At 62.6% G+C, this 24,303-nt stretch carries 22 protein-coding genes; 19 read left to right on the top strand and 3 right to left on the bottom strand.

Going from position 1 to position 24,303, the window contains the following annotated elements; genetic code table 11:
• Nucleotides 1-48: 48 nt before the first annotated feature.
• On the bottom strand, nt 49-1,002 hold the full coding sequence (gene gshB, locus WHX55_RS29115; RefSeq protein ID WP_057712924.1) for a glutathione synthase: 954 nt from the start codon (nt 1,000-1,002) through the stop codon (nt 49-51).
• Nucleotides 1,003-1,342: 340 nt separating this feature from the next.
• On the opposite strand from gshB, the gene pilG reads away from it, so the two are divergent.
• The 15 genes from pilG (at nt 1,343) to madM (ending at nt 18,938) form a co-directional block, all read left to right on the top strand.
• Nucleotides 1,343-1,747, top strand: coding sequence for a twitching motility response regulator PilG (gene pilG, locus WHX55_RS29110; protein WP_150725063.1), 405 nt, complete (start codon nt 1,343-1,345; stop codon nt 1,745-1,747).
• 57 nt (nt 1,748-1,804) lie between these two features.
• Nucleotides 1,805-2,170 carry a twitching motility response regulator PilH gene (pilH, locus tag WHX55_RS29105; RefSeq protein ID WP_101209186.1) on the top strand — a complete coding sequence of 122 codons (366 nt, stop codon included), beginning with the start codon at nt 1,805-1,807 and terminating at the stop codon, nt 2,168-2,170.
• Between the two features lie 10 nt (nt 2,171-2,180).
• Nucleotides 2,181-2,720: a chemotaxis protein CheW gene (locus WHX55_RS29100; RefSeq protein ID WP_046039266.1), complete on the top strand. Its 540-nt coding sequence runs from the start codon at nt 2,181-2,183 to the stop codon at nt 2,718-2,720.
• 168 nt (nt 2,721-2,888) lie between these two features.
• Nucleotides 2,889-4,949 (top strand): methyl-accepting chemotaxis protein, encoded by a 2,061-nt coding sequence (locus tag WHX55_RS29095; RefSeq protein ID WP_150725064.1) that lies wholly within the window; start codon nt 2,889-2,891, stop codon nt 4,947-4,949.
• Between the two features lie 37 nt (nt 4,950-4,986).
• Entirely contained in the window at nt 4,987-11,004 is a 6,018-nt protein-coding gene (locus WHX55_RS29090; RefSeq protein WP_353741738.1) for an Hpt domain-containing protein, read from the top strand.
• On the top strand, nt 10,997-11,458 hold the full coding sequence (locus WHX55_RS29085) for a chemotaxis protein CheW (protein ID WP_353741737.1): 462 nt from the start codon (nt 10,997-10,999) through the stop codon (nt 11,456-11,458). Before WHX55_RS29090 ends, WHX55_RS29085 begins: the two co-directional genes overlap by 8 nt.
• A gap of 221 nt (nt 11,459-11,679) precedes the next feature.
• Nucleotides 11,680-13,350 carry a malonate decarboxylase subunit alpha gene (mdcA, locus tag WHX55_RS29080; protein WP_150755109.1) on the top strand — a complete coding sequence of 557 codons (1,671 nt, stop codon included), beginning with the start codon at nt 11,680-11,682 and terminating at the stop codon, nt 13,348-13,350.
• Complete coding sequence (locus tag WHX55_RS29075) at nt 13,350-14,225, top strand: triphosphoribosyl-dephospho-CoA synthase (RefSeq protein ID WP_353741736.1); 876 nt, start codon at nt 13,350-13,352, stop codon at nt 14,223-14,225. The genes mdcA and WHX55_RS29075 overlap by 1 nt, the downstream gene beginning before the upstream one ends.
• Entirely contained in the window at nt 14,225-14,524 is a 300-nt protein-coding gene (locus WHX55_RS29070; RefSeq protein WP_007975424.1) for a malonate decarboxylase subunit delta, read from the top strand. Before WHX55_RS29075 ends, WHX55_RS29070 begins: the two co-directional genes overlap by 1 nt.
• Nucleotides 14,517-15,368: a biotin-independent malonate decarboxylase subunit beta gene (locus WHX55_RS29065; RefSeq protein ID WP_353741735.1), complete on the top strand. Its 852-nt coding sequence runs from the start codon at nt 14,517-14,519 to the stop codon at nt 15,366-15,368. The genes WHX55_RS29070 and WHX55_RS29065 overlap by 8 nt, the downstream gene beginning before the upstream one ends.
• Nucleotides 15,365-16,168: a biotin-independent malonate decarboxylase subunit gamma gene (gene mdcE / locus WHX55_RS29060; protein WP_353741734.1), complete on the top strand. Its 804-nt coding sequence runs from the start codon at nt 15,365-15,367 to the stop codon at nt 16,166-16,168. The genes WHX55_RS29065 and mdcE overlap by 4 nt, the downstream gene beginning before the upstream one ends.
• A complete protein-coding gene (locus WHX55_RS29055) occupies nt 16,162-16,782 on the top strand; it encodes a malonate decarboxylase holo-ACP synthase (protein WP_353741733.1) in 621 nt (206 codons plus the stop codon). The genes mdcE and WHX55_RS29055 overlap by 7 nt, the downstream gene beginning before the upstream one ends.
• The gene (gene mdcH, locus WHX55_RS29050) at nt 16,779-17,690 is read left to right on the top strand and encodes a malonate decarboxylase subunit epsilon (protein WP_353741732.1); all 912 of its coding nucleotides are present in this window, start codon (nt 16,779-16,781) and stop codon (nt 17,688-17,690) included. Before WHX55_RS29055 ends, mdcH begins: the two co-directional genes overlap by 4 nt.
• 65 nt (nt 17,691-17,755) lie before the next feature.
• Nucleotides 17,756-18,172: a malonate transporter subunit MadL gene (gene madL / locus WHX55_RS29045; RefSeq protein ID WP_353741731.1), complete on the top strand. Its 417-nt coding sequence runs from the start codon at nt 17,756-17,758 to the stop codon at nt 18,170-18,172.
• Nucleotide 18,173: 1 nt separating this feature from the next.
• Complete coding sequence (gene madM / locus WHX55_RS29040; protein ID WP_085716398.1) at nt 18,174-18,938, top strand: malonate transporter subunit MadM; 765 nt, start codon at nt 18,174-18,176, stop codon at nt 18,936-18,938.
• 111 nt (nt 18,939-19,049) lie between these two features.
• Here madM and WHX55_RS29035 read toward each other — a convergent pair whose 3' ends face one another.
• Complete coding sequence (locus WHX55_RS29035) at nt 19,050-19,964, bottom strand: LysR substrate-binding domain-containing protein (RefSeq protein WP_046039288.1); 915 nt, start codon at nt 19,962-19,964, stop codon at nt 19,050-19,052.
• A 131-nt stretch (nt 19,965-20,095) separates the two neighbouring features.
• Between WHX55_RS29035 and WHX55_RS29030 the strand changes: the two genes are divergently transcribed.
• Nucleotides 20,096-20,713 carry a hemolysin III family protein gene (locus WHX55_RS29030; protein ID WP_150725075.1) on the top strand — a complete coding sequence of 206 codons (618 nt, stop codon included), beginning with the start codon at nt 20,096-20,098 and terminating at the stop codon, nt 20,711-20,713.
• Here WHX55_RS29030 and WHX55_RS29025 read toward each other — a convergent pair.
• Complete coding sequence (locus WHX55_RS29025; RefSeq protein ID WP_353741730.1) at nt 20,710-21,627, bottom strand: LysR family transcriptional regulator; 918 nt, start codon at nt 21,625-21,627, stop codon at nt 20,710-20,712. The genes WHX55_RS29030 and WHX55_RS29025 overlap by 4 nt on opposite strands.
• 109 nt (nt 21,628-21,736) lie before the next feature.
• Here WHX55_RS29025 and WHX55_RS29020 point away from each other — a divergent pair, with 109 nt between their 5' ends.
• Genes WHX55_RS29020 through WHX55_RS29010 form a run of 3 tightly spaced genes read left to right on the top strand, consistent with a single transcriptional unit; the run spans nt 21,737 to nt 24,288 of the window.
• Nucleotides 21,737-22,978 carry a D-amino acid dehydrogenase gene (locus tag WHX55_RS29020; RefSeq protein ID WP_353741729.1) on the top strand — a complete coding sequence of 414 codons (1,242 nt, stop codon included), beginning with the start codon at nt 21,737-21,739 and terminating at the stop codon, nt 22,976-22,978.
• 27 nt (nt 22,979-23,005) lie between these two features.
• Complete coding sequence (locus WHX55_RS29015; protein ID WP_150725078.1) at nt 23,006-23,356, top strand: RidA family protein; 351 nt, start codon at nt 23,006-23,008, stop codon at nt 23,354-23,356.
• A 29-nt stretch (nt 23,357-23,385) separates the two neighbouring features.
• On the top strand, nt 23,386-24,288 hold the full coding sequence (locus WHX55_RS29010) for a transporter substrate-binding domain-containing protein (protein ID WP_353741728.1): 903 nt from the start codon (nt 23,386-23,388) through the stop codon (nt 24,286-24,288).
• Nucleotides 24,289-24,303: the final 15 nt, after the last annotated feature.

Here is a 24,303-nt window from a genome sequence, read left to right as displayed (position 1 = left end):
TCGCGTTTTCACAGGCCGCGCATGATAACGCAATGTTGGTTTGGCTAATCAACGTGCCTTGAGCTTCTGATCGATGGCATCCATCAACATGCCGCCGATGTCAGTGCCAAACGCGTTATCGATCTCGCGAATGCAGGTCGGACTGGTGACGTTGATCTCGGTCAGGTGCTCGCCGATCACGTCCAGACCCACGAACAACAGGCCTTTTTCACGCAGGGTCGGGCCGACTTGCGCGGCGATCCAGCGGTCCTTGTCGGTCAATGGACGGGCTTCGCCACGACCACCGGCGGCCAGGTTGCCACGGGTTTCGCCCTGGGCCGGAATCCGCGCCAGGCAATAATCCACAGGCTCGCCGTCGATCATCAGGATGCGCTTGTCGCCATCGACGATGGCCGGCAGGTAACCCTGGATCATGATTTGCTGCTGACCATGCAGGGTCAGGGTTTCGAGGATCACCGACAGGTTCGGATGCCCTGCGGTGTGGCGGAAGATCGAAGAACCGCCCATGCCGTCCAGCGGCTTGAGGATCACATCGCCATGATGATCGGCGAATTCGCGCAGCACGTCAGGGCGACGGCTGACGATAGTCGGCGGAGTGCATTGCGGGAACAGCGTGGCGAACAGCTTCTCGTTGCAGTCGCGCAGGCTTTGCGGCTTGTTGACCACCAGCACACCAGCGCGCTCGGCCTGTTCCAGCAAATAGGTGGAGTAGACGAACTCCATGTCGAACGGCGGATCCTTGCGCATCAGGATCACGTCCAGATCGCTCAGCAGCGCGTCACTTTCGGCACCCAGTTCGAACCATTTTTCCGGGTTGGCGAAAACCTGCAGTGGACGCATCCGCGCCCGGGCCTGGCCTTCGCCCTGATACAGGTCGCGCTGTTCCATGTAGAACAGTTCCCAGCCACGCTTCTGCGCGGCCAGCAGCATGGCCAGCGAGCTATCCTTTTTATAGGAAATGCTGGCGATAGGGTCCATGACAATCCCGACGCGAACGCTCATTGGGTTTTCCTCGAAAATTTAGGGCCGGATATTGATCTTCTGTAGGAGCGAGCTTGCTCGCGATGGAGTGTCAGTCGACACCTATGCAGCTGATACACCATCGCGAGCAGGCTCGCTCCCACAAGTCAGGCCAAAGGGTCATATAAAAGTGGCGTCAGAGTGGCGCTGAGTGTGTTCCCGGTCAAGGAAAAACCACCTTGCCGGTCGGCCGATAGATTGGTTTTGGAGACTGTGCTAAAAAGGCTGCCATGTCGTGCCGGCCCTTGAACATCAAGGGTTTCGAGCCGCGTTAACCGGCAAACGGACAATTTGTTTCGCAAAGGCGACGGTAGAGCATTTTATGGAACGGCACCCCAGCGCCTTGAAGGTCATGGTAATCGACGATTCGAAGACGATCCGTCGCACCGCCGAAACGCTGCTCAAGAACGTGGGTTGTGAGGTCATCACGGCCGTCGACGGTTTTGATGCCCTGGCCAAGATTGTCGACAACCACCCCGGCATCATCTTTGTCGACATCATGATGCCGCGCCTGGATGGCTATCAGACCTGCGCTCTGATCAAGAACAACAGTGCGTTCAAGTCCACGCCGGTGATTATGCTGTCGTCCAAGGACGGGCTGTTCGACAAGGCCAAGGGGCGCATCGTCGGCTCCGACCAGTTTTTGACCAAACCTTTCAGCAAGGAAGAATTGCTTGATGCGATCCAGGCCCATGTTCCTGGCTTCGCCGCCGTTTTGCCGCAGTAGGACACGCACAGTGACGCTCGGCCATCGGGCCCGGCGTCGACAAGAATGGGGAAGACCATGGCACGTATTCTGATCGTCGATGATTCGCCGACCGAAATGTACAAACTGACCGGCATGCTGGAAAAGCACGGTCATGAAGTGTTGAAAGCCGAAAACGGTGCCGACGGCGTGGCCCTGGCCCGCCAGGAAAAGCCCGATGCGGTGCTGATGGACATCGTCATGCCCGGCCTCAACGGCTTCCAGGCAACCCGCCAGTTGACCAAGGACCCGGAAACCGGGCACATCCCGGTGATCATCATCACCACCAAGGATCAGGATACCGACAAGGTCTGGGGCACGCGCCAGGGCGCCAAGGACTACCTGACCAAGCCGGTCGATGAAGACACCCTGATCAAGACCCTGAACAACGTGCTGGCCGGTTGATCGACAGATCATGAACGAGTCGCTGACGGCTTTCGAACTGCTGCTGCAAATCGACCAGCGCTGTCGTCTGCTGGCGGCGGACTTGCCCTCCCAGCCGGCCCGGCGGGACAGCTGGAGCGGTATCGGTTTTCGCCTGGGCGAACACTGGTACGTCGCGCCCATGAGCGAAGTCAGCGAAGTCTTGCATGAGCCGCGCTCCACTCAGCTACCGGGGGTCAAGCCCTGGGTCAAGGGTGTCGCCAACCTGCGCGGGCGTTTGCTGCCGGTCATGGACCTGTGCGGCTTCTTCGGGCACGAGCTTTCGGCGGCGCGTCGGCAGCGCCGGGTGTTGGTGGTGGAACATGAAGAGGTGTTTGCCGGGTTGCTGGTCGATGAAGTCTTCGGCCTCCAGCACTTTGCCCAGGACAGCCTGGAGCCGGTGCCGGCAGACGAATTGAAGGGACCGGTGGCGGCGTTCGTCAAAGGCCGGTTTCAGCGCGAGCAGTGCTGGCAGGTGTTCAGCCCGTTTGCGTTGACGCAGTCCCAAGGGTTCATGAACGTCGCGGTGTAAGCGCAACAACAGAGAGCCAATGTGGGAGCGGCGGTGCGGCGATCCGACTTGCTCGCGAAGGCGGCAGTCCATTCAACATTGATATTGGCTGATCTACCGCTTTCGCGAGCAAGCCCGCTCCCACAGGGTCTCGGGCAGGACCGGAAATGGGTTAACAGGCGAGGACCGATGATAAAAGCAAAAGCAGGCAAGCCATTGGAAGGGTCGCGCAGCCGGTCGCAGATTATCGTGCTGTTCCTCGCGCTGATCGTCTTCATCATGCTGCTGTTCGCCAACTTCGCGTACCTCAACACCCAGGCTCTCTACGACAAACAGTACATCGGCCACGCCGGCGAGCTGCGCGTGCTGTCCCAGCGGATCGCCAAGAACGCCACCGAAGCCGCCGCCGGCAAGGCTGCCGCGTTCAAGTTGCTCAGCGATGCGCGCAACGATTTTGCCCGGCGCTGGGGTTATCTGAAGAAGGGTGACCCGGTCACCGGCCTGCCGCCAGCCCCCGCCACCGTGCGTCCAGAGATGCGTGCAGTGCAACAGGACTGGGAACGCCTGCTGAAAAACACCGATGCGATTCTTTCCAGCGAGCAAACCGTACTGTCGCTGCATCAGGTCGCCGCGACCCTGGCCGAAACCGTGCCGCAGTTGCAGGTCGAGTACGAGAAAGTCGTCGAGATCCTGCTGCAACGGGGCGCCCCGGCGGCCCAGGTGGCGATGGCCCAGCGCCAGTCGCTGCTGGCCGAACGGATCCTCGGCGCGGTCAACACGGTGTTGGCCGGCGACGAAAATTCACAGCAGGCCGCCGATGCGTTCGGACGCGACGCGACGCAGTTCGGCAAGGTGCTCAACGGCATGCTCCAGGGCGACCCGGCGCTCAAGGTCAGCCAGGTCGAAGACCGTGACGCCCGTGCGCGACTCGCGGAAATCTCCGAGCTGTTCGAGTTCGTCTCGGGCTCGGTGGACGAGATCCTCGAAACCTCGCCGGAGCTGTTCAAGGTCCGCGAATCGGCCTCGAACATTTTCAGCCTGTCGCAAACCCTGCTCGACGAAGCCTCACACCTGGCCAGCGGTTTCGAAAACATGGTCGGTGGGCGCACCACGGACACCATTGGCGGCTATGTGCTGGGCTTGTTGGCGCTGGCTTCGATCATCCTGATCGGCATGGTGATGGTGCGCGAAACCAATCGTCAGTTGCGCGAAACCGCCGAGAAAAACGAGCGAAACCAGAACGCGATCATGCGCCTGCTCGACGAAATCGAAGACCTGGCCGATGGCGACCTCACGGTGACGGCCTCGGTGACCGAAGACTTTACCGGCACCATCGCCGACTCGATCAATTACTCCGTCGACCAACTGCGCGATCTGGTCGCGACCATCAACCTCACCGCCGGCCAGGTCGCCGCCGCCGTGCAGGAAACCCAGGCCACCGCCATGCACTTGGCCCAGGCGTCGGAACATCAGGCCCAGCAGATTTCCGAGGCCTCCATGGCGATCAACGACATGGCCGAGTCCATAGACCAGGTGTCGGCCAACGCGGCGGAATCTTCGGCGGTTGCCGAGCGCTCGGTGGAGATCGCCAACAAGGGCAACGAGGTGGTGCACAACACCATCCACGGCATGGACAACATTCGCGAACAGATTCAGGACACCGCCAAACGCATCAAGCGCCTGGGCGAGTCATCACAGGAAATCGGCGACATTGTCAGCCTGATCGATGACATTGCCGACCAGACCAACATCCTGGCCCTCAACGCGGCCATCCAGGCATCCATGGCCGGTGATGCCGGTCGCGGTTTCGCCGTGGTCGCCGATGAAGTGCAGCGCCTGGCCGAGCGCTCGTCCGCCGCTACCCGGCAGATCGAAACCCTGGTGCGGGCGATCCAGACCGACACCAACGAAGCGGTCATCTCCATGGAGCAGACGACGACCGAAGTGGTGCGTGGCGCTCGTCTGGCGCAGGATGCCGGTGTGGCCCTGGAAGAAATCGAAGGCGTTTCCAAGACACTTGCGGCGTTGATCCAGAGCATTTCCAATGCAGCGCAACAGCAGACGTCGTCGGCCGGTCAGATTTCCCTGACGATGAACGTGATCCAGCAGATCACCTCGCAGACGTCGTCGGGTTCCACCGCCACGGCTGACAGCATCGGCAATCTGGCGAAAATGGCCAGTCAGTTGCGTCGTTCGGTGTCCGGTTTCACCTTGCCGGATGCCAAGGCGCAGGTTGTGGACAAAGCTTGAACCGCCCATGGGTATCTGAATTGTGATTGGAGTGGTTATGGGTGATCGGCACGACTATGTGGCCCTCGAGTGGGTCAAGGGCGAGATTGCCGAAACGCTGAAGCAGGCTCATCACGCGATCGAAACCGTGCTCGATGACCCGCAGGCGACGCATGCGCTGGATGATTGCCTGGCATGCATCCATCAGGTCCACGGCAGTTTGCAGATGGTCGAGTTCTACGGCGCGGCGTTGCTCGCCGAAGAAATGGAACAACTGGCCATGGCCTTGCAGGGCAACCGCGTCAGCCATCGCGAAGAGGCGTTGCACCTGTTGATGCAGGCACTCGGGCAGCTGCCGATCTACCTCGACCGGGTGCAAGGTGCGCGTCGTGACTTGCCACTGGTGGTGTTGCCACTGATCAACGACCTGCGCAGCGCCCGTGGCGAAAGCCTGCTGTCGGAAACCAGCCTGTTCAGCCCGCAATTGCCCGAGTTGCCGCCGTTGGACGTAGAAACGCTGGCGCAGCTGGAACCGGCCGAATTGCCCGGTGTGCTGCGCAAGCTGCGGCAGATGCTGCAAATGGCGCTGGTCGGATTCCTGCGTGAACAGGACCACGACACCACCCTCGATTACCTGGCCAAGGTCTTCACCCACCTCGAAGCACTCTGCGCCAGCGCACCCCTGAGCCCGTTATGGCAGGTGGCATCAGCGCTGGTCGAAGGCATGCAGGGCGGTGCTATCGCCAACAGCCCGGCCTTGCGCAGCCTGTTCAAGGAGGCCGACAAGGAACTCAAGCGCCTGCTCGAACAAGGCATGCCCGGTATCAATCAACCGGCCCCGCCGGAGCTGCTCAAGAGTTTGCTGTTCTACATTGCCAAGGCCGAACAACCCACCGGGCAGATGCTGATCATGAAAGAACGCTACTCACTGGACGACGCGCTGCCCGACAGCGCGATGGTCGATGAAGAACGCGCGCGGCTTGCCGGTCCCGACCGCGACGCCATGCGCTCGGTGCTGGCTGCGCTGTGCGAAGAGCTGGTGCGGGTCAAGGAACGCCTGGACCTGTTCGTGCGCAGTGACCGCCAGCACACCTCCGACCTCGACAGCCTGCTGGCGCCGCTGCGGCAAATCGCCGACACCTTGGCGGTGCTGGGTTTCGGCCAGCCGCGCAAGGTGATCATCGATCAATTGGCGGTGGTGCTCAGCCTCGCTCAGGGCCAGCGCGAACCCAACGATGCAATCCTCATGGACGTTGCCGGAGCCTTGTTGTACGTCGAAGCGACGCTGGCCGGCATGGTCGGAACCGTTGAGCCGGAGAGCCAGGACGACAACCGCCTGCCGACCACCGACCTGACGCAGATCCATCAGATCGTGATCAAGGAGGCCCGCATCTGTTTGCTGCAGGCCAAGGACATGATCGTCGACTACATTGACGCCGATTGGGACCGCCAGCATTTGCAGGCGCTGCCGGCCTTGCTGACCCAGGTGCGCGGGGCGCTGGCGATGATCCCGCTGAGCCGGGTGGCGAGCCTGGTCGAAACCTGCAATCACTTTATCCGCGAGCACCTGTTGCTCGAGCCGGGTCAGCCGGGCTGGCAGGAACTGGACAGCCTGGCCGACGTGATCACCAGCATCGAGTACTACCTCGAGCGCCTCAGCGATGACCCGCAAACGCAGGGTGAAAACCTGCTCGATGTCGCGGAAAAAAGCCTGGCGAGCCTCGGGTTTTTCCCCAGTGAGCAGCATGTGCCCGTGCTTGATGATGTGCTCAACCCGAGCGAAGCGCAGGTCATGCAGATGATGCAGGAGCTGGATGATCCACAGATCGTCCAGACCCTGGCCGATGTGCTCGCCAGCCCGGTTTCGACGCTGAACCCGCCCGCGCTGAACACCCCGGGCAGCCTGCTGCCGCCGCCCGCGGGCGAAGAGCCGGTGGACGAGGAGCTGCGCGAAGTGTTCCTCGAAGAAACCGACGAAGTTCTGGACATCCTGCGCGAGTACTTGCCGCGCTGGTCAGCCGACCCTGACAACCGCTCGGCCCTGAGTGAGTTGCGCCGCGCCTTCCATACCCTCAAGGGCAGTGGCCGGATGGTGCGCGCCCTGGTGTTGGGCGAGCTGGCCTGGGCCGTGGAAAACCTGCTCAACCGCGTACTGGAAAACAGCGTGGAGCCGGGCGCTACGGTGCAGCAACTGATCGGCGATGTGCTGCAGCTGCTTCCGGAACTGGTGGCTGAATACGCCGCCAATGCCCAGCGTCAGCGCAACGATGTCGATCAGTTGGCCGCCCGCGCCCATGCCCTGGCCAAGGGCGATGAACCGGTGTCCGATGAGGATACGCAAGATGTCGCGGCCCTCGACCCGCTGTTGCTGGAGATCTTTCGCAAAGAAGCCGAAACCCACCTGGGCAGCCTCAATCGCTTCCTTGATCAGGCCGCCGAACATATGCCGTTGCAGGCCAGCGACGAATTGCAGCGCGCCTTGCACACCCTCAAGGGCAGCGCTTATATGGCCGGTGTGTTGCCGATTGCCGAACTGGCCGCGCCGCTGGATCAACTGGCCCGGGAATACAAGGCACACCTGATCGCGCTGGATCTGGATGAAGTCGAATTGCTGCTGGAAGCAGAAGGGCTGTTTCGCCTTGGCTTGCGTCAGCTCAAGACAGATCCGCTGGCGGAAATTCCCGGTGCCCGGGGTTTGACCGAACGTGCCAGGGCGCTGCTGGCCGAGCGCCTGGAAAACCTCCTGAGCACACCGAACACCGGGCTGCGAATCAAACGCGACCCGCAACTGATCAACAACTTCCTCGCCCAGGGCATGGACATCCTGCTGGACGCCGAAAGCCTGTTGCAGCGTTGGCAGCAACACCCCGGCGAACGTCAGGAGCTCAGCGCGCTGCTGGACGAATTGACCACCCTCGGCGAAGGCGCCCATCTGGCCGACCTGCACCCGGTGGATGAATTGTGTGAAGCATTGCTCGATCTGTACGGTGCCGTGGAGGAAAGCAGCCTGGCGGTCAGCGAGCGGTTTTTCCATGAAGCACAGGGTGCCCACGAAGCACTGATCAACATGCTCGACGAACTGGCCGCCGGCCAGGATGTCAGCCCGCAACCGCAACGGATCAGGGCCTTGCGCGAGCTGCTCGACGAGAGCCTCGACCCGTCGGCCATGGGCCTGATCCGCAGCGATGGCAGCCGCAACCTGAGCATCCGTGAATTGGGCGCCGCCACCGCCGAACTCGAGCACACGCTACCCCCTGTAGGAGCGAGCCCGCTCGCGATGGACGTTAACGATGACGCATTGTCATTGGATAAACGCGGCTCCGGTGAGTCCTTCGCTGGCAAGCCAGCTCCTACAGAGGACCGCGTTGTCGACTTGGACGATGAAATCGTCGCGATCTTCCTTGAAGAAGCGGTGGATATCCTCGAAAGCGCCGGTCAGGCCTTGCAGCGCTGGTTGCGCGACTCGGACAACGCCGCGCCGCTGTCATCCCTGCAACGGGATTTGCACACCCTCGAAGGCGGCGCACGCATGGCCGAGGTCGGGCCGGTCGGCGATCTGGCCCATGAACTGGAATGCCTTTACCAGGGCCTGGTGGACCGTCGTTATGCCTTCAGCGATTCACTGGCGCTGCTGCTGCAACAGAGCCATAAGCGACTGGCGTTGTATCTCGAACAGTTGCAGCTCAACCAGCCGCTGGACGATTCCCGTGAGCTGATCGAAGCCATTCGTGCCTACCGTCAAGGGCATGCGGGTATCGCCGAGGCGGCCCGGCAGGCAACCGGCAACGACTCGGCTGCGCACGATCCGGAATTGCTGGAGATCTTCCTCGAGGAAGGCTTCGACATCATCGAAAGCTCCGGGGCGGCGCTGGAGCGCTGGCAGGCCCAGCCTTCGAGTCGTCAGGAAGTGGAAACCCTGCTGCGTGACCTGCACACCCTCAAGGGCGGTGCGCGCATGGTGGAAATTACCGCGATTGGCGATCTGGCCCACGAACTGGAGTTCCTTTACGAAGGCCTGTCCACCGGTGTGTTGCAACCGACGGAGCCGTTGTTCGCGCTGTTGCAGCGCAGCCATGACCGCCTGGCGCAGATGCTCGATGCGGCCCGCGCCGGTGAGCCGATGCCGCCGGCCGACCGCTTGATCGATGCGATCAAGAACTTCAGCCACCCGGCCGTGCCGGAAACACCCGCGCCGGTTGCGACGCCGGCCACGCCCAAGGCCGAGCTGCTGGTGCCTCCGTCCGATACCGGCGCGGACATGGTCAAGGTCTCCGCGGAGCTGCTCGACGATCTGGTCAACCTGGCCGGTGAAACCTCGATCTTCCGTGGCCGGATCGAACAGCAGGTCAACGATGCGCAAATCGCCCTGAATGAGATGGAGACCACCATCGAGCGGATGCGCGACCAGTTGCGCCGCCTCGATACCGAAACCCAGGGGCGGATCCTCAGCCGCCAGCAAGTCGACGCCGAACGCCTGGGCTACGAGGAGTTCGACCCGCTGGAAATGGATCGCCACTCACAATTGCAGCAATTGTCCCGGGCGCTGTTCGAATCGGCCTCTGACTTGCTCGACCTCAAGGAAACCCTCGAGCGACGCAATCACGACACGGAAAACCTGCTGCAACAGCAGGGCCGCATCAATACCGAACTGCAGGAAGGCCTGATGCGCACGCGCATGGTGCCGTTCGAACGCATGCTCCCGCGTTTGCAGCGCATCGTCCGGCAGGTGTCCAGCGAACTGGGCAAGGACGTGGACTTCATCGTCGACAACGCCGAAGGCGAGATGGACCGCAACGTTCTCGAGCGCATGGCCGCGCCGCTGGAACACATGCTGCGCAACGCCGTCGACCATGGACTGGAGTCCGTTGACGTGCGGCTGGCGGCGGGGAAGCCGGCCAAGGGCAAGATCACTCTCGATCTGCTGCGCGAAGGCGGCGACATCATTTTCGACATCCGCGACGACGGTGCCGGTGTGCCGCTGGACGCGGTACGGCGCAAGGCGATCAAGCGCGGCCTGCTCGCCCCGGACAGCGTCATCAGTGATCACGACGTGTTGCAGTTCATCCTGCAACCGGGGTTTTCCACCGCCGAAAAAATCACCCAGATCTCCGGGCGCGGCGTCGGCATGGACGTGGTGCACGAAGAGGTGCGGCAACTGGGCGGCACCATGAGCATCGACTCGGTGCCTGGGCAGGGCGTGCACTTCCGCATTCGCCTGCCGTTTACCGTATCGGTCAACCGGGCGTTGATGGTGCAGTGCGGTGAAGACCAATACGCGATCCCGCTCAATACCATCGACGGCATCGTGCGCGTCCTGCCCAATGAACTCGAAGGGTATTTCCGTTTCGATTCGCCGACCTACGAATACGCCGGACAACGTTACGAGTTGTGCTACCTGGGTGAGCTGCTGAAAACCAGCCCGCGCCCGAAGCTGTTAGGCCAGAGCCTGCCATTGCCGGTGTTGCTGGTGCAGTGCAACGAACGGCACATCGCGGTGCTGGTGGACGCCATGGCCGGCACTCGCGAAATCGTGGTCAAGAGCCTGGGACCGCAGTTTGCGGCGGTGCAAGGGGTGTCCGGGGCGACGATTCTCGGGGACGGCCGGGTGGTGCTGATTCTGGATTTGCTGGCGCCGATCCGCGCCATGCAGGTCCGTGTCCCCCAGCGTCCGGCGGGGCAAGAGATCGAGGCCGAACCGCATCGGCCGCTGCTGGTGATGGTGGTCGACGACTCGGTCACCGTGCGCAAGGTCACCAGCCGCCTGCTCGAACGCCACGGCATGAACGTGCTGACCGCCAAGGACGGGGCTGATGCGATGCTGCTGCTGGAGGAGCACATGCCCGACCTGATGCTGCTGGACATCGAGATGCCGCGCATGGATGGCTTCGAAGTCGCGACCCAGGTGCGCAACGACGAACGCCTGCAACACCTGCCGATCATCATGATCACCTCCCGCACTGGCCAGAAACACCGCGACCGCGCCATGGCCATTGGCGTCAACGACTACCTGGGCAAGCCGTACCAGGAATCGGTGCTGCTCGAAAGCATCGCCTTGTGGAGCAAGACCCATGCTTGAGCACCGCACCAGCAACCTGACCGGCCTGCTGCTGCCGTTGGTCGACCGCAACCTGATCCTGCCCAACGTCGCCGTTGCCGAGCTGATCGATTACCAGCAGCCGGGGACGTTCGACCTCGACACACCGCCGTGGTACCTGGGCTTGGTGACATGGCGCGACCGGCAGATTCCGCTGCTGAGTTTCGAGTCGGCATGCGCGCAGAAAATCGTCATCGGCGAACGCGCGCGGATCGTCATTCTCAATGCTCTCGGTGGGCGCCCCGAGCTGAAGTTCATCGCGCTGTTGGTGCAGGGGATTCCGCGCTCCTGCAAGCTCGATAGCCAGCTCAGTTACGTTGATGTGCCGTTGTGTTCGCTGGAGCAGGCGGCGGTGCAGGTGGGCGAACAGGTGGCCAAGGTGCCGGATTTGTTGGCGCTGGAGGAATTGTTGGTGGATGCCGGGTTGATCGACTGACACTGGTTTTGCTGTGACTACACTGGCCCCTTCGCGAGCAGGCTCGCTCCCACAGGGTTTTTGTTTGCGACACAGATCCATTGTGGGAGCGAGCCTGCTCGCGAAGGCGTCAGTCCAAGCAACCATTAACCTGAGCGTAACGATCCACCACTCTGCTTGATTGATACGCTACGCCCAACACTCCTAAGGTGACCCCACGACAGCGAACCCGTGGAGTGGTCATGACAACAACAATATCCCCCGACTCGCGATGGACGCGGCGGCGCAGCGAAAAGCAGCGGCGCCTCGAGCTGGTGCGAGGCCTGGCCGACGGTGTGGTGTTGCCCACCGACAACATCGTCGCGGCGCTTGAAGCGCTGATCCTGCCTGGCGACCGCGTGGTGCTCGAAGGCAACAACCAGAAGCAGGCGGATTTTCTTTCACGCTCCCTGGCCAAGGCCGACCCCGCGAAGCTGCATGACCTGCACATGATCATGCCCAGCGTCGGACGCTCCGAGCACCTGGACCTGTTCGAACGCGGCATCGCCCGCAAGCTCGACTTCTCTTTCGCCGGCACCCAAAGCCTGCGCATCAGTCAGTTGCTCGAAGACGGCCTGCTGGAAGTCGGCGCGATCCACACCTACATCGAACTCTACGCACGGCTGGTGGTGGACCTGATTCCCAACGTCGTGCTCTCGGCCGGGTTCATGGCCGACCGCGCCGGCAACATCTACACCGGGCCCAGCACTGAAGACACTCCGGCACTGATCGAGCCGGCGGCTTTCAGCGACGGCATCGTCATCGTCCAGGTCAACCAGTTGGTGGACGACGTCAGCGACCTGCCGCGGGTAGACATTCCAGCGTCCTGGGTCGATTTCGTGGTGGTGGCCGACAAGCCGTTCTATATCGAACCGCTGTTCACCCGCGACCCTCGGCACATCAAGCCCGTGCACGTGCTGATGGCGATGATGGCGATCCGCGGAATCTACGAAAAACACAACGTGCAATCCCTCAACCACGGCATCGGTTTCAATACCGCTGCTATCGAACTGATCCTGCCAACCTATGGCGAATCGCTCGGCCTCAAAGGCAAGATCTGCCGCAACTGGACGCTCAACCCGCACCCAACCCTGATTCCCGCCATCGAAAGCGGCTGGGTCGAAAGCGTGCATTGCTTCGGCACCGAGTTGGGGATGGAGAACTACATTGCGGCGCGGCCGGATGTGTTCTTTACCGGGCGCGACGGCTCCTTGCGTTCCAATCGGATGTTCAGCCAACTGGCCGGGCAATACGCCGTGGACCTGTTCATCGGCGCGACTTTGCAAGTCGATGGCGACGGTCATTCTTCCACCGTGACGCGCGGACGCCTGGCCGGTTTCGGCGGGGCACCGAACATGGGCCACGACCCGCGTGGTCGTCGCCACGGCACACCGGCCTGGCTCGACATGCGCAACACCGACGTGGCAGAGCCGATGCTCGAACGCGGCAAGAAACTCGTGGTGCAGATGGTCGAAACCTTCCAGGAGGGCGGCAAACCGACGTTTGTTGAAACCCTCGATGCGGTCGATGTGGCGAAGAAAAGCGGCATGCCACTGGCGCCGATCATGGTCTACGGCGACGACGTGACCCACCTGTTGACCGAAGAAGGCATCGCCTACCTGTACAAGGCGCGCTCGCTGGAAGAACGCCAGGCGATGATCGCCGCTGTCGCCGGGGTGACCACCATCGGCCTGCGCCACAACCCCAAAGACACCGCGCGGATGCGCCGCGAAGGCCTGATCGCCTTGCCCGAAGACCTCGGCATCCGCCGCACCGATGCCACTCGCGAATTGCTCGCGGCGAAAAGCGTGGCCGATCTGGTGGAGTGGTCCGGTGGCCTCTACAACCCGCCCGCCAAGTTCAGGAGCTGGTAATGCACGCACTTAACCTGCAACCAAAAAGCCTGAGCCTGGCCGAACGGCTGGCGGACCTGGCGGTGGACGCACTGATTGATGAGGCTGATCTGTCGCCAAAACCGGCACTGGTCGACCGTCGCGGCAATGGCGCCCACACCGATTTGCACCTGGGGCTGATGCACGCCTCGGCGCTGTCCTTGTGGCCGGCCTTTAAAGAAATGGCGGAAGCCGCCATCGAGTTCGGCGAAATCGGCTTGCCCCTGCGCGAAGCCGTGGGCCGCATCGGTCGCGAAGGTGAGCAGGCCATGCTCGACACCACCGGGGGGGTGAATACCCATCGTGGGGCGATCTGGGCCTTGGGCCTGTTGGTCACTGCCGCTGCACTGGAACCTCAATCCTGCAGCGCCAAAAGCGTGGCGTTACGGGCTGCGCGGCTGGCCCTGCTCGACGACCGTTTTGCTCCACGCCCGCTCAGTCACGGTGCGCAAGTCGCCCAACGCTACGGCGCTCGCGGTGCCCGTGAAGAAGCGCAACTGGGTTTTCCGGCGGTGACCCAACGTGCTCTGCCACAACTGCTGCGCAGCCGCGCCGCCGGTCATGGCGAACAGAACGCCCGGCTCGATGCGCTGTTGGCGATCATGACCAATCTGGCCGACACCTGCGTGCTTTACCGCGCCGGTGAAGAAGGCCTGAGCACCATGCAACTGGGCGCCCGGGCGGTGCTCGATGCGGGTGGCAGTGCCAGCCTCGGCGGACGTCGCCGCCTGCATGAGCTGGACCAACAACTCATCGCGTTGAATGCCTCGCCCGGCGGTGCTGCCGACCTGCTCGCAGCCTGCCTGTTCATCGACCGTATCGGCTCGGACGACGGCCTTATCCAGGGAGCGTTTTGATGGAAACCTTATCCTTTGAATTCCCCGCCGGGCAGCCGCCACGCGGTCGCACCCTGGTGGGCTGTGTCGGCTCGGGTGATCTCGAAGTGCTGATCGAACCGGGTCAGGCCGGCAAGCTGACGATCAATGTGCAGACCTCGGTCAATGGCAGCGAACAACGCTGGCAGCATCTGTTCGCACGGATGTTCGACGGTCAGACGCCGCCGGCGATGGACATTGATATCCACGATTTCGGCGCGACCCCCGGCGTGGTGCGCCTGCGTCTGGAACAAGGCTTCGAGGAGATCGGCCATGACTGACAGCGCATCCCTGCTGAACAAGCACAGCTTCGTCGAACTCGGTGCTCGGCAACGGGCCAAGGCGTTGCTCGATGCCGGCACCTTCCGCGAACTGCTCGACCCCTTTCAACGGATCATGTCGCCGTGGCTGTCGCGCCAGGGCGTGGTGCCACAAGCCGACGACGGCGTGGTGATCGCCAAGGGCAATCTCGATGGTTTGCCGGTGGTGATCGCGGCCATCGAAGGGGCGTTCCAGGGCGGCAGCCTCGGTGAAGTCGGCGGAGCAAAAATTGCCGGTGCACTGGAACTGGCCGCCGAAGACAACCGCAACGGCATCCTGACCCGCGCCGTGCTGCTGCTGGAAACCGGCGGCGTGCGCTTGCAGGAAGCCAACCTCGGCCTGGCGGCCATTGCCGACATCCACGCGGCGATTGTCGATTTGCAGCAGTACCAGCCCGTGGTCGGTGTGGTGGCGGGCAGCGTCGGTTGCTTTGGCGGCATGTCGATTGCCGCCGGGTTGTGCAGCTATCTGTTGGTGACCCAGGAAGCGCGACTCGGCCTGAACGGCCCGCAGGTGATCGAACAGGAAGCCGGACTCGAGGAGTACGACTCCCGCGACCGGCCCTTTATCTGGAGCCTGACCGGTGGCGAGCAGCGCTTCGCCAGTGGCCTGGTGGATCGCTATGTTACCGACGACGTGGCGCAGATCCGACAGCAGGTAGGTGAGTTGCTCCAGCAAGGTTTGCCGGCACAACCACGTAGCCAACAGGCCGAGCTGTTCCTGCAACGGTTGGCGCGTCTGGATGCCGAACCGCAAATCGAGCCGTCTGTGGTTCGTGATCTGTACCAAGGAGAACGCCCATGAGTTCGTATTCCCTGCGAGGCCTGAACTGGTTCAACGCCTTGAGTACCGGGGCGAAAGCGGTCGAGGGTTTGCCGGCTTCGCTGAAGGTCGCGGACGGTTCGCTGGGCGATCAGCCTGTGCGTTTCATCGCGGTGGTGGCCGACCCGGAAAACCGCTTCGTCCGTGCCCGCAACGGCGAGGTGGGTTTGCTCGAAGGCTGGGGCCTGGCCAAGGCCGTGGATGAAGTCATCGCCGCCGATCAGAACAAGGCACAAAAACGCGCCTTGGTCGCCATCGTCGACGTGCCGAGCCAGGCTTACGGTCGACGTGAGGAAGCCCTCGGTATTCATCAGGCGCTGGCCGCTGCGGCGGGCAGTTATGCCCGTGCCCGTCTGGCCGGTCATGTGGTGATCGGCTTGTTGGTGGGCAAGGCAATGTCCGGGGCGTTTCTGGCCCACGGCTATCAGGCCAACCGCTTGATCGCCCTGCGCGATCCGGGGGTGATGGTGCACGCCATGGGCAAGGCGTCGGCGGCGCGGGTGACCTTGCGCAGCGTCGAAGAGCTCGAAGCCCTGGCTGCAAGCGTGCCGCCGATGGCCTATGACATCGACAGCTACGCCAGCCTCGGGCTGTTGTGGGAAACCTTGTCGGTGGAACAGATCGAGCAGCCGACGGTGGCGGATCTGGCGCGGGTGACCGAGTGCCTGCATCAGGCATTTGGTGATGCGGCCGCCGCTGGCCGTGATCTGAGCGGTCGCCTGGGTGCGGCCAATCGGGCGGCGTCGAGCAAGGTTCGCCAATTGCTGAGAGCGCAGTGGTGAGCACGCTATTGGCTCACGACCTGCTGTGGGGCATGACCCCGCAGCAGTTGCCGGCGGATGCGCCTGCCTGGGTGATTGAGTCGATCAGTGCCGGCCAGCCGGTGGTGGTCCGTCGTGCCTTGAGCGCGGCGGGGCAGGTGGCGGTGGGCGTGCGCGGGCCGTTGCGCGAACAGCGATTTGCAGCGGTGATGGCTGTCGCTGCCGTCACGCGGCGGGTGCGGCCGGAAGAGCTGTGCCATGTTCAAGGTCTGCGTGATTTCCCGGCGCTGCGGGCCTTGGCGCAACTGCGCTCGCACCTCGATGACTGTGGTTGGGTCTGGGGTGTCAGCGGCAGCGCCGGGTTCGAGTTGGCCAGTGGATTTGCCGCTTTGCATGAGGGCAGCGATCTCGACCTGATCCTGCGTACGCCACGTCCGTTGAGTCGTGTCGACGCCCAAGCGTTGGTAGCCGTTCTTGATGCCGCCGTGTGCCGCGTGGACCTGCAATTGCAGACACCGTCGGGTGCCGTTGCCTTGCGCGAATGGGCCGGTGCTTCGTCGCGGGTCCTGTTGAAAAGTGCCACTCAGGCCAGTCTGGTCACTGATCCGTGGAATCCACAGGAGCAAGCAGCATGAGTAGCTTGCTGGTGTTCCCCGGCCAGGGCGCGCAACAACCCGGAATGCTGGCGCGTTTGCCTCGGGAAACGTTGAACGAGGCGAGCGACCTGCTCGGTGAAGATGTGACGCAGCTGGATTCTGCCAAGGCGTTGCAGTCGACGAGGGCGGTTCAGCTTTGCCTGCTGATCGCCGGTGTCGCCGCTTCACGTCAGTTGGCCATGGCTCCGGACTACGTGGCCGGCTTGTCGATCGGCGCTTACCCGGCAGCGGTGGTGGCTGGCGCCTTGGGTTTCAGCGATGCGTTGCATCTGGTCAGGCTGCGCGGTGAGTTGATGCAGCAGGCTTATCCACAGGGCTACGGCATGACCGCGATCATCGGTCTGGACTTGGCCACGGTGGAAGGATTGCTGGCCCGGGTGCACAGCGAAGAAATGCCGGTTTATCTGGCCAATATCAACACCGATAACCAAGTGGTGATTGCCGGTAGCGACGCGGCGATGAAAGCGGTGGCCGAGTTGGCGAAGGGTTGCGGAGCTGGCTTGGTCAAGCGTCTGGCAGTGAGCGTGCCGTCCCATTGCCCATTGCTTGAGGCTCCCGCGCAACGACTGGCCGAAGCCTTCGCCAAAGTGCCACTGCAATCTCCGAAGATCGGTTACCTGAGCGGCAGTCGCGCGCGTCCGCTGATCAAGCCTGAAACCTTGCGTGACGACCTGGCCTTCAACATGTGCCGCATCGTCGATTGGCGCGGCACGGTACAAAGCGCCTACGAGCGCGGCGTACGTCTACAGATCGAACTGCCGCCCGGTGCAGTGCTGACCGGGCTGGCGCGCCGGGTGTTCGAGCAGGGCACCGTGATTGCCTTCGACGGTGCTCGCCTCGATACCTTGCAGGCGTTGATGCGTGAGGAGGGAAGTCGCCACTTTTAAATCACCCGACTTAAGGCTTCGAACAACAAAAACAACATTCGAAATGCACTTTGAGGACTACAACAATGATTATTTACGGTGTGGCGCTGTTGGCGATCTGTACGCTGGCAGGGGTGATCATGGGTGACATGCTCGGTGTGTTGCTGGGAGTGAAGTCAAACGTCGGCGGTGTCGGGATCGCGATGATCCTGCTGATTTGCGCACGGTTGTGGATGCACAGGCGTGGTGGCATGACCAAGGATTGCGAGCTGGGCGTCGCCTTCTGGGGCGCGATGTACATCCCGGTGGTGGTGGCGATGGCGGCGCAACAAAACGTGGTCACGGCGCTGCACGGTGGTCCGGTGGCGGTGTTGGCGGCGATCGGTTCGGTGGTGATCTGCGGCTGCACCATTGCCCTGATCAGCCGGACCCACAAAGGCGAACCCTTGCCCGATGAACCGATGGACGTAACGTCGGTTGGCGCACCGGCAGGAGGTCGCTGATATGTGGGATCTCATCAAGAACGGTCTGGAACACAACGGCCTGGTCACCGCATTCGCCTTTGTCGGCGTGATCATGTGGGTGTCAGTGGTGATCTCCAAACGCCTGACCTTCGGGCGTATCCACGGTTCGGCGATTGCCATCGTCATTGGCCTGGTACTGGCCTGGGTCGGCGGCACGATGACCGGCGGGCAAAAAGGCCTGGCGGACTTGACGCTGTTTTCCGGCATCGGATTGATGGGCGGCGCCATGCTGCGGGACTTCGCCATCGTCGCCACAGCATTTGAAGTGCAGGCCACGGAAGCGAAAAAGGCCGGCTTGATCGGTGTGATCGCGCTGCTGTTGGGCACGGTGCTGCCGTTCATTGTCGGCGCGTGCATGGCCTGGGCCTTCGGCTACCGCGATGCGGTGAGCATGACCACCATTGGCGCCGGTGCAGTGACTTACATCGTCGGGCCGGTGACCGGTGCGGCCATTGGCGCCAGTTCCGATGTGGTGGCGCTGTCGATTGCCACGGGTCTGATCAAGGCGATTCTGGTGATGGTCGGCACGCCGATGGCGGCGCGCTGGATGGGGCTGGATAACCCGCGCTCTGCGATGGTGTTCGGCGGGTTGGCCGGGACGGTCAGTGGCGTGACCGCCGGTTTGGCGGCGACGGATCGGCGCCTGGTACCTTATGGCGCGTTGACCGCGACGTTCCACACCGGGCTGGGCTGCTTGTTGGGACCTTCGTTGTTGTACTTCATTGTGCGCGGGATTGTTGGGTAGCCCGCCACATCGTCATTGAATGTTCAGACGCCTTCGCGAGCAGGCTCGCTCCCACACTGGAATGCATTCTCCTGTGGGAGCGAGCCTGCTCGCGATGGGGACGACGCGGTTTCAGACCTGCCGATTGGCATACATCCGACACTCCGCCAGCAACGCCAGCAGATTCGGATCACGCTCCTTGGCCTTCAGGAACACCACGCCAATGTGCTGCTGCAACCGGTACTTTTCCTGCAACGGGATCAGCTTCACCCGGTTCTCGTACACCGCCGCAATCCGCCCCGGCAGCAACGCATAACCCACGCCCGAGCTGACCATGCTCAGCAGGGTGAAGATGTCGTTGACCTGCATCGCCACCTTCGGCTCGAACCCTGCCTGCTCGAATACCCGCTTGCCATCCTGATGGGTGGCGAAGCCCTGGGTCAGGGTGATGAAGGTTTCGTCGCGGACCTCGGCCAGGTCGACTTCGGTGCGCTGGGCAAACTTGGAGTCGGCGGGTGTGGCGAGGAAGATATCGTCGGAAAACAGCGGGATCTGCTCGCAATCGGGATCGTTGACACTCTCGTCCAGCGACACCAGGGCCGCATCGACTTCCATGTTCTTGAGCTTGTAGAGCAGGTCGATATTGGAGCCCAGAATCAGGTCGATGTTGAGCTCGCTGCGGCGGATCTTCAAACCCATGATCAGCTGCGGCACGGTCTTCACCGTCAGTGAATACAGTGAGCCCAGTTTGAAACGTTCGGCCGAGAACCCGGCAGCTTCGCGGGTCAGGCGCACGCTTTCGACGACATCCTGAATCAGCTTCTGCGCCCGCTCTTCCAGCACATAAGCGCTTTCCAGCGGCGTCAGGCTGCGGCCTTCGTGCTTGAACAAGGGGCAGCGCAGGGCGCTTTCCAGGGAATGGATCGCCCGATGTACGCTGACGTTACTGGTCTGCAACTCGGCAGCGGCCCGCGCCAGGTTGCCGGTGCGCATGAAGGCCAGGAACACCTCGAGTTTTTTCAGGGTCAACTCTTCATCGATCAGCATGGGGCGGACTCTTTTTGGAATGACTCGATTGTGCCCAATTACGCCGGGCCCGTCGTACAGAAACATTGCGCTTTTACGCTTCAAGCCTGAGCCTTGCGCTCTGCGACAATGAAATTCGAGGTGAGCAACGCATGTATCACGGGGAAAGACTGAACGCCTGGACGCATCTGCTCGGGGCTGTGGCGGCGTTTATCGGCGGAGTGTGGCTGATTGTGCTGGCCAGTCTCGACGGCAGCCCGTGGAAAATTGTCAGCATGGCGATCTACGCCTTTACCTTGCTGGTGCTTTACAGCGCATCGACCGTGTACCACAGCGTGCGCGGGCGCAAGAAAGCGATCATGCAGAAGGTCGATCACTTTTCGATCTATCTGTTGATCGCCGGCAGCTACACGCCGTTCTGCCTGGTGACCCTGCGCGGGCCGTGGGGCTGGACCCTGTTCGGGATTGTCTGGGGACTGGCGCTGATTGGCATCCTGCAGGAGATCAAGCCGCGTTCGGAAGCACGCATTCTGTCGATCGTGATTTATGCGGTGATGGGCTGGATCGTGCTGGTGGCGGTCAAGCCGCTGCTCGCGGCGCTGGGCCCCGCCGGGTTTGCGTGGTTGGCATCGGGCGGGGTGCTGTACACCGTCGGGATTATCTTTTTTGCCCTCGATCATCGCCTGCGCCATGCCCACGGGATCTGGCATCTGTTCGTGATCGCCGGGAGCTTGCTGCACTTTGTGGCGATATTCTTTTATGTGCTTTAAGGCTGTACCGGGACCAGGCGATCCAACTGCTCCCGGGCTCGACGGCTGAACACCTGCAACAGGTCGTTCAAGGTGTGGGGCGGTGGTTCGGCGGCGCGGGTCACTGCGTACAGGGTGATGGGTAGCGGCGGTGCCAGAGGGCGGATCGTTGTGGTGACGGGAGAGGCGCCAAGGGCGGTGAACGGGTCGATCACCGCCAGGCCCGCGCCGGATTCCACCATCGCCCGTGCCAGTGAGTAGGTTTGCACGGCGATGCGTACCCGGGGCGGCGGTTCGACCGCTTCCAGATAACTGTCGAGCCGCGCGGCCAGTGGATCGGCGCTGGATAAACCGATCAGCGGCGCATCCGCCAGCGCCATCAGCGGCAACGGTTTACCCACCTCTTCCTGAGACCAGTAACCCCTCGGCGCCAGCGCCACCAGCACGCCGGACGCCAGCGCCTGGGCCTTGAGCCCCGGGTGATCCGGGCGTTGCAGGGTCAGGGCGACATCCACTTCGCGCATCAACAGGTTCTGCACCAGTTCACGACTGTGGGCGCTGGAGAGTTCGCAAACGATGTCCGGGTAACGCCCGGTCCATTCGTGAATGGCCGGCGGCAGCAATGACAGGGCCAGAGCCGGGGTGGCACCGATGCGCAGGCTGTGGCCAGGCTCGCGGCGCAGGCTCTGCGCCAGGCGTCGCACGCCTTGCAGGCTTTCGCTGACCTTGTCCACTTCGCGCTCCAGTTCCAGCGCTTCCGGCGTCGCCTGCAACTTGCCGCGCACCCGCAAGAACAGCGGGAAACCCAATTGTTGTTCGGCGTGCTGCAACACCTTGCTCACCGCCGGCTGCGAGACGTGCAGCAATTGCGCGGCAGCGCTGATCGATCCGGTCTGGCGGATGGCCTGGAAAATTTCGATATGGCGAAGGCGCATGGCAAGTCCATAACCTTTGTTTATGGGTTTGCCATCTTTATGCATTGTTCAGCGTCTGTCACCTGGCTCTAACCTTGGCCTTGTCTTCACAACGGTTTTAAGGACGGACATGGCTCAGCGTGTGTGCATCATCGGTGGCGGCGTGATCGGCCTGGCAACGGCCTATGCGCTGGTGCGCGACGGCTTCGAGGTGATGGTGGTCGAGGCGCGGGACTCGCTGGGCAGCGAAACCAGCTTCGCCAACGGCGGCCAGTTGTCCTATCGCTATGTCGCGCCCCTGGCCGACGCCGGTGTGCCTTTGCAAGCCATCGGCTGGATGCTGCGCGGCGACTCACCGCTGAAGCTGCGCCCGCGCTTCGACCCGGCCCAGTGGCGCTGGATGGCGTCGTTCCTCGGCGCCTGCCGTCGCTCGGTCAACCGCGAGAACGCCGCGCACTTGCTGCGTCTGGCGCTGTTCAGCCAGGACACCTTGAAGTCCTGGCGCGAGGACGATGGACTGGCGGGATTCCAGTGGCGGCGCAATGGCAAGCTGGTGACTTTCCGCCAGAGCAGCAGCTTCGAGCATGCGCGCCAGGGCCTGGCTGACCCGCAGCAACAGCAGGTGTTGTCGCCGGCCGAATGCGCGCAACTGGAACCGGCGCTGATCGATTCGCCCTTTGTCGGGGCGATCTACACCCCGGATGAAGAGGTCGGCGACTGCCACGGTTTTTGCCAGCAACTGGCCGTCCGGCTGCAAGCGTCCGGCCGTTGCGAGTTTCGTCTCGGGCAAGCGGTGACCGGCATCCGCCACAGCAACGGCAGCGTCAACGCCATCGAACTGGGTGAGCAAGTGCTGCCGGTCGATCAACTGGTGATCGCCGCTGGTCATCGCAGTCCGCTGTTGGCGCTTCCCGGGCTGCAACTGCCGCTTTATCCGCTCAAGGGCTACAGCCTGACCGTGCCGATCGGCGCCGGTCACCGGGCGCCGGACGTGAGCATCACCGACTACGACCGCAAGATCGTCTACGCCCGCATCGGCAAGCAATTGCGAGTGGCGGCGATGGTCGACATCGTCGGCTTCGACCCTGCGCTAGACCCCAAGCGCCTGGCGCTGATCAAGCGTCAGGCCCATGACACCTTTCCAAATGCCGGCGCCTATGACGAAGCCGTCGAGTGGGCCGGCATGCGCCCGGCCACCCCCAGCGGCGTGCCGTTGTTGGGCGCGACGGCGTATCGCAACCTGTGGCTCAACCTCGGCCACGGCGCGCTGGGTTTCACCCTGGCATGCGGCAGCGGGCGCTTGCTCAGCGAGCTGATCGGCGAGCGCCGGCCTTCCATCGACCTGCGCGGTTTCAACCACCGGGCCGCCTGAACACCGATTTCTGAAGAGGACACTGCAATGACCATTACCCGACTGCACAGCAACCCGCGCCTGTCTGGCGCCGTGACCTTTGGCGACCTGGTGTTTCTCTCCGGGCAGGTGCCGGACGATGCCCGGGATGCCAGCGGCCAAACCCACGAAGTGCTGGCGAAAATCGATACCTTGCTGGCCGAGGCGGGCAGCGACAAGGATCATCTGCTCAGTGCGACCATTTACCTGAAGAACATCACCGAGGATTTCGCCGCGATGAACGAGGTCTGGTCGGCCTGGTTGTCGCCCGGGCAGGCCCCGAGCCGCACCACCGTGCAGGCCGAACTGGCCCGCCCGCAGGTGCTGGTGGAAATCACCGTCATCGCTGCACGCGTCTGATAAACCAACACCCACAACGGAGAATAACAATGCAAAAAATCACGTTGCTCGCTTGTACGCTTGGCCTGTTGCTCGGCAGTCAGGTTCAGGCCAATGAAGCGCCGCTGACCGGCACCCTGAGCAAGATCGCCAGCGCCAACAGCATCACCCTGGGCTATCGCGATGCTTCGGTGCCGTTCTCCTACGTGGGTGATCACAGCGGCAAGCCGATGGGTTACTCGGTGGATCTGGCGGGCAAGATCGTCGAGCGCATCCAGCAGCAACTGGCGCTGCCGGACTTGAAGGTGAAGTACAACCTGGTGACCTCGCAGACCCGCATTCCACTGGTGCAGAACGGCACCGTGGACCTGGAGTGCGGCTCCACCGGCGTGACCGCCGAACGGCAGAAGCAGGTGGCGTTCTCCTATGGCTTCATCTACGTCAAAGGCCAGTTGCTGACCGCGAAGAACAGCGGGATCAAGAGCTTCGCAGACCTGCGCGGCAAGAACGTGGTGACCACCGCCGGCACCACCAACGAGCGCTTCCTGAAAAGCTACAACGTCGATCACAAGATCGACATGTTCGTGATCAGCGCCAAGGACCACGGCGAAGCCTTCCAGATGCTGCAGTCGGGCCGGGCGGCGGCGATCTACATGGACGACGCGCTGCTCTACGGCGAGCGCGCCAAGGCCAATGACCCGCACAAGTGGGTGGTGGTCGGGGAGGAGCAATCGCGGGAGATCTACAGCTGCATGGTGCGCAAGGACGATCCGCAGTTCCTGGCGCTGGTCAACGGCGCGTTGGCGGACCTGTACAGCTCGGGCGAGATCAATGGCATCTACAAACGCTGGTTCGAGCAGCCGATCCCGCCGAAGGGTTTGAACCTTGAGTTCCCGATGACCAGCGAACTCAAGGCGATCATTGCCAAACCGGTGAGTGATCCGGTGCAGTAGTCATCCAGACCGTGT

This window comes from Pseudomonas fluorescens (genome assembly GCF_040448305.1).
GTDB classification, from domain to species: Bacteria; Pseudomonadota; Gammaproteobacteria; order Pseudomonadales; family Pseudomonadaceae; genus Aquipseudomonas; species Aquipseudomonas fluorescens_BH.
This window is presented reverse-complemented; position numbering and strand designations above follow the sequence as displayed.

Coding starts and splice junctions, on each gene's coding strand:
- WHX55_RS29090 (WP_353741738.1), top strand. CDS start 4,987: ATGGGTGATCGGCACGACTATGTGGCCCTCGAGTGGGTCAAGGGCGAG.
- mdcE (WP_353741734.1), top strand. CDS start 15,365: ATGAGTTCGTATTCCCTGCGAGGCCTGAACTGGTTCAACGCCTTGAGT.
- pilG (WP_150725063.1), top strand. CDS start 1,343: ATGGAACGGCACCCCAGCGCCTTGAAGGTCATGGTAATCGACGATTCG.
- mdcH (WP_353741732.1), top strand. CDS start 16,779: ATGAGTAGCTTGCTGGTGTTCCCCGGCCAGGGCGCGCAACAACCCGGA.
- gshB (WP_057712924.1), bottom strand. CDS start 1,002: ATGAGCGTTCGCGTCGGGATTGTCATGGACCCTATCGCCAGCATTTCC.
- WHX55_RS29065 (WP_353741735.1), top strand. CDS start 14,517: ATGACTGACAGCGCATCCCTGCTGAACAAGCACAGCTTCGTCGAACTC.
- WHX55_RS29020 (WP_353741729.1), top strand. CDS start 21,737: ATGGCTCAGCGTGTGTGCATCATCGGTGGCGGCGTGATCGGCCTGGCA.
- WHX55_RS29035 (WP_046039288.1), bottom strand. CDS start 19,964: ATGCTGATCGATGAAGAGTTGACCCTGAAAAAACTCGAGGTGTTCCTG.
- WHX55_RS29015 (WP_150725078.1), top strand. CDS start 23,006: ATGACCATTACCCGACTGCACAGCAACCCGCGCCTGTCTGGCGCCGTG.
- WHX55_RS29025 (WP_353741730.1), bottom strand. CDS start 21,627: ATGCGCCTTCGCCATATCGAAATTTTCCAGGCCATCCGCCAGACCGGA.
- WHX55_RS29100 (WP_046039266.1), top strand. CDS start 2,181: ATGAACGAGTCGCTGACGGCTTTCGAACTGCTGCTGCAAATCGACCAG.
- WHX55_RS29075 (WP_353741736.1), top strand. CDS start 13,350: ATGCACGCACTTAACCTGCAACCAAAAAGCCTGAGCCTGGCCGAACGG.
- madM (WP_085716398.1), top strand. CDS start 18,174: ATGTGGGATCTCATCAAGAACGGTCTGGAACACAACGGCCTGGTCACC.
- WHX55_RS29070 (WP_007975424.1), top strand. CDS start 14,225: ATGGAAACCTTATCCTTTGAATTCCCCGCCGGGCAGCCGCCACGCGGT.
- WHX55_RS29010 (WP_353741728.1), top strand. CDS start 23,386: ATGCAAAAAATCACGTTGCTCGCTTGTACGCTTGGCCTGTTGCTCGGC.
- WHX55_RS29095 (WP_150725064.1), top strand. CDS start 2,889: ATGATAAAAGCAAAAGCAGGCAAGCCATTGGAAGGGTCGCGCAGCCGG.
- WHX55_RS29085 (WP_353741737.1), top strand. CDS start 10,997: ATGCTTGAGCACCGCACCAGCAACCTGACCGGCCTGCTGCTGCCGTTG.
- madL (WP_353741731.1), top strand. CDS start 17,756: ATGATTATTTACGGTGTGGCGCTGTTGGCGATCTGTACGCTGGCAGGG.
- pilH (WP_101209186.1), top strand. CDS start 1,805: ATGGCACGTATTCTGATCGTCGATGATTCGCCGACCGAAATGTACAAA.
- WHX55_RS29030 (WP_150725075.1), top strand. CDS start 20,096: ATGTATCACGGGGAAAGACTGAACGCCTGGACGCATCTGCTCGGGGCT.
- mdcA (WP_150755109.1), top strand. CDS start 11,680: ATGACAACAACAATATCCCCCGACTCGCGATGGACGCGGCGGCGCAGC.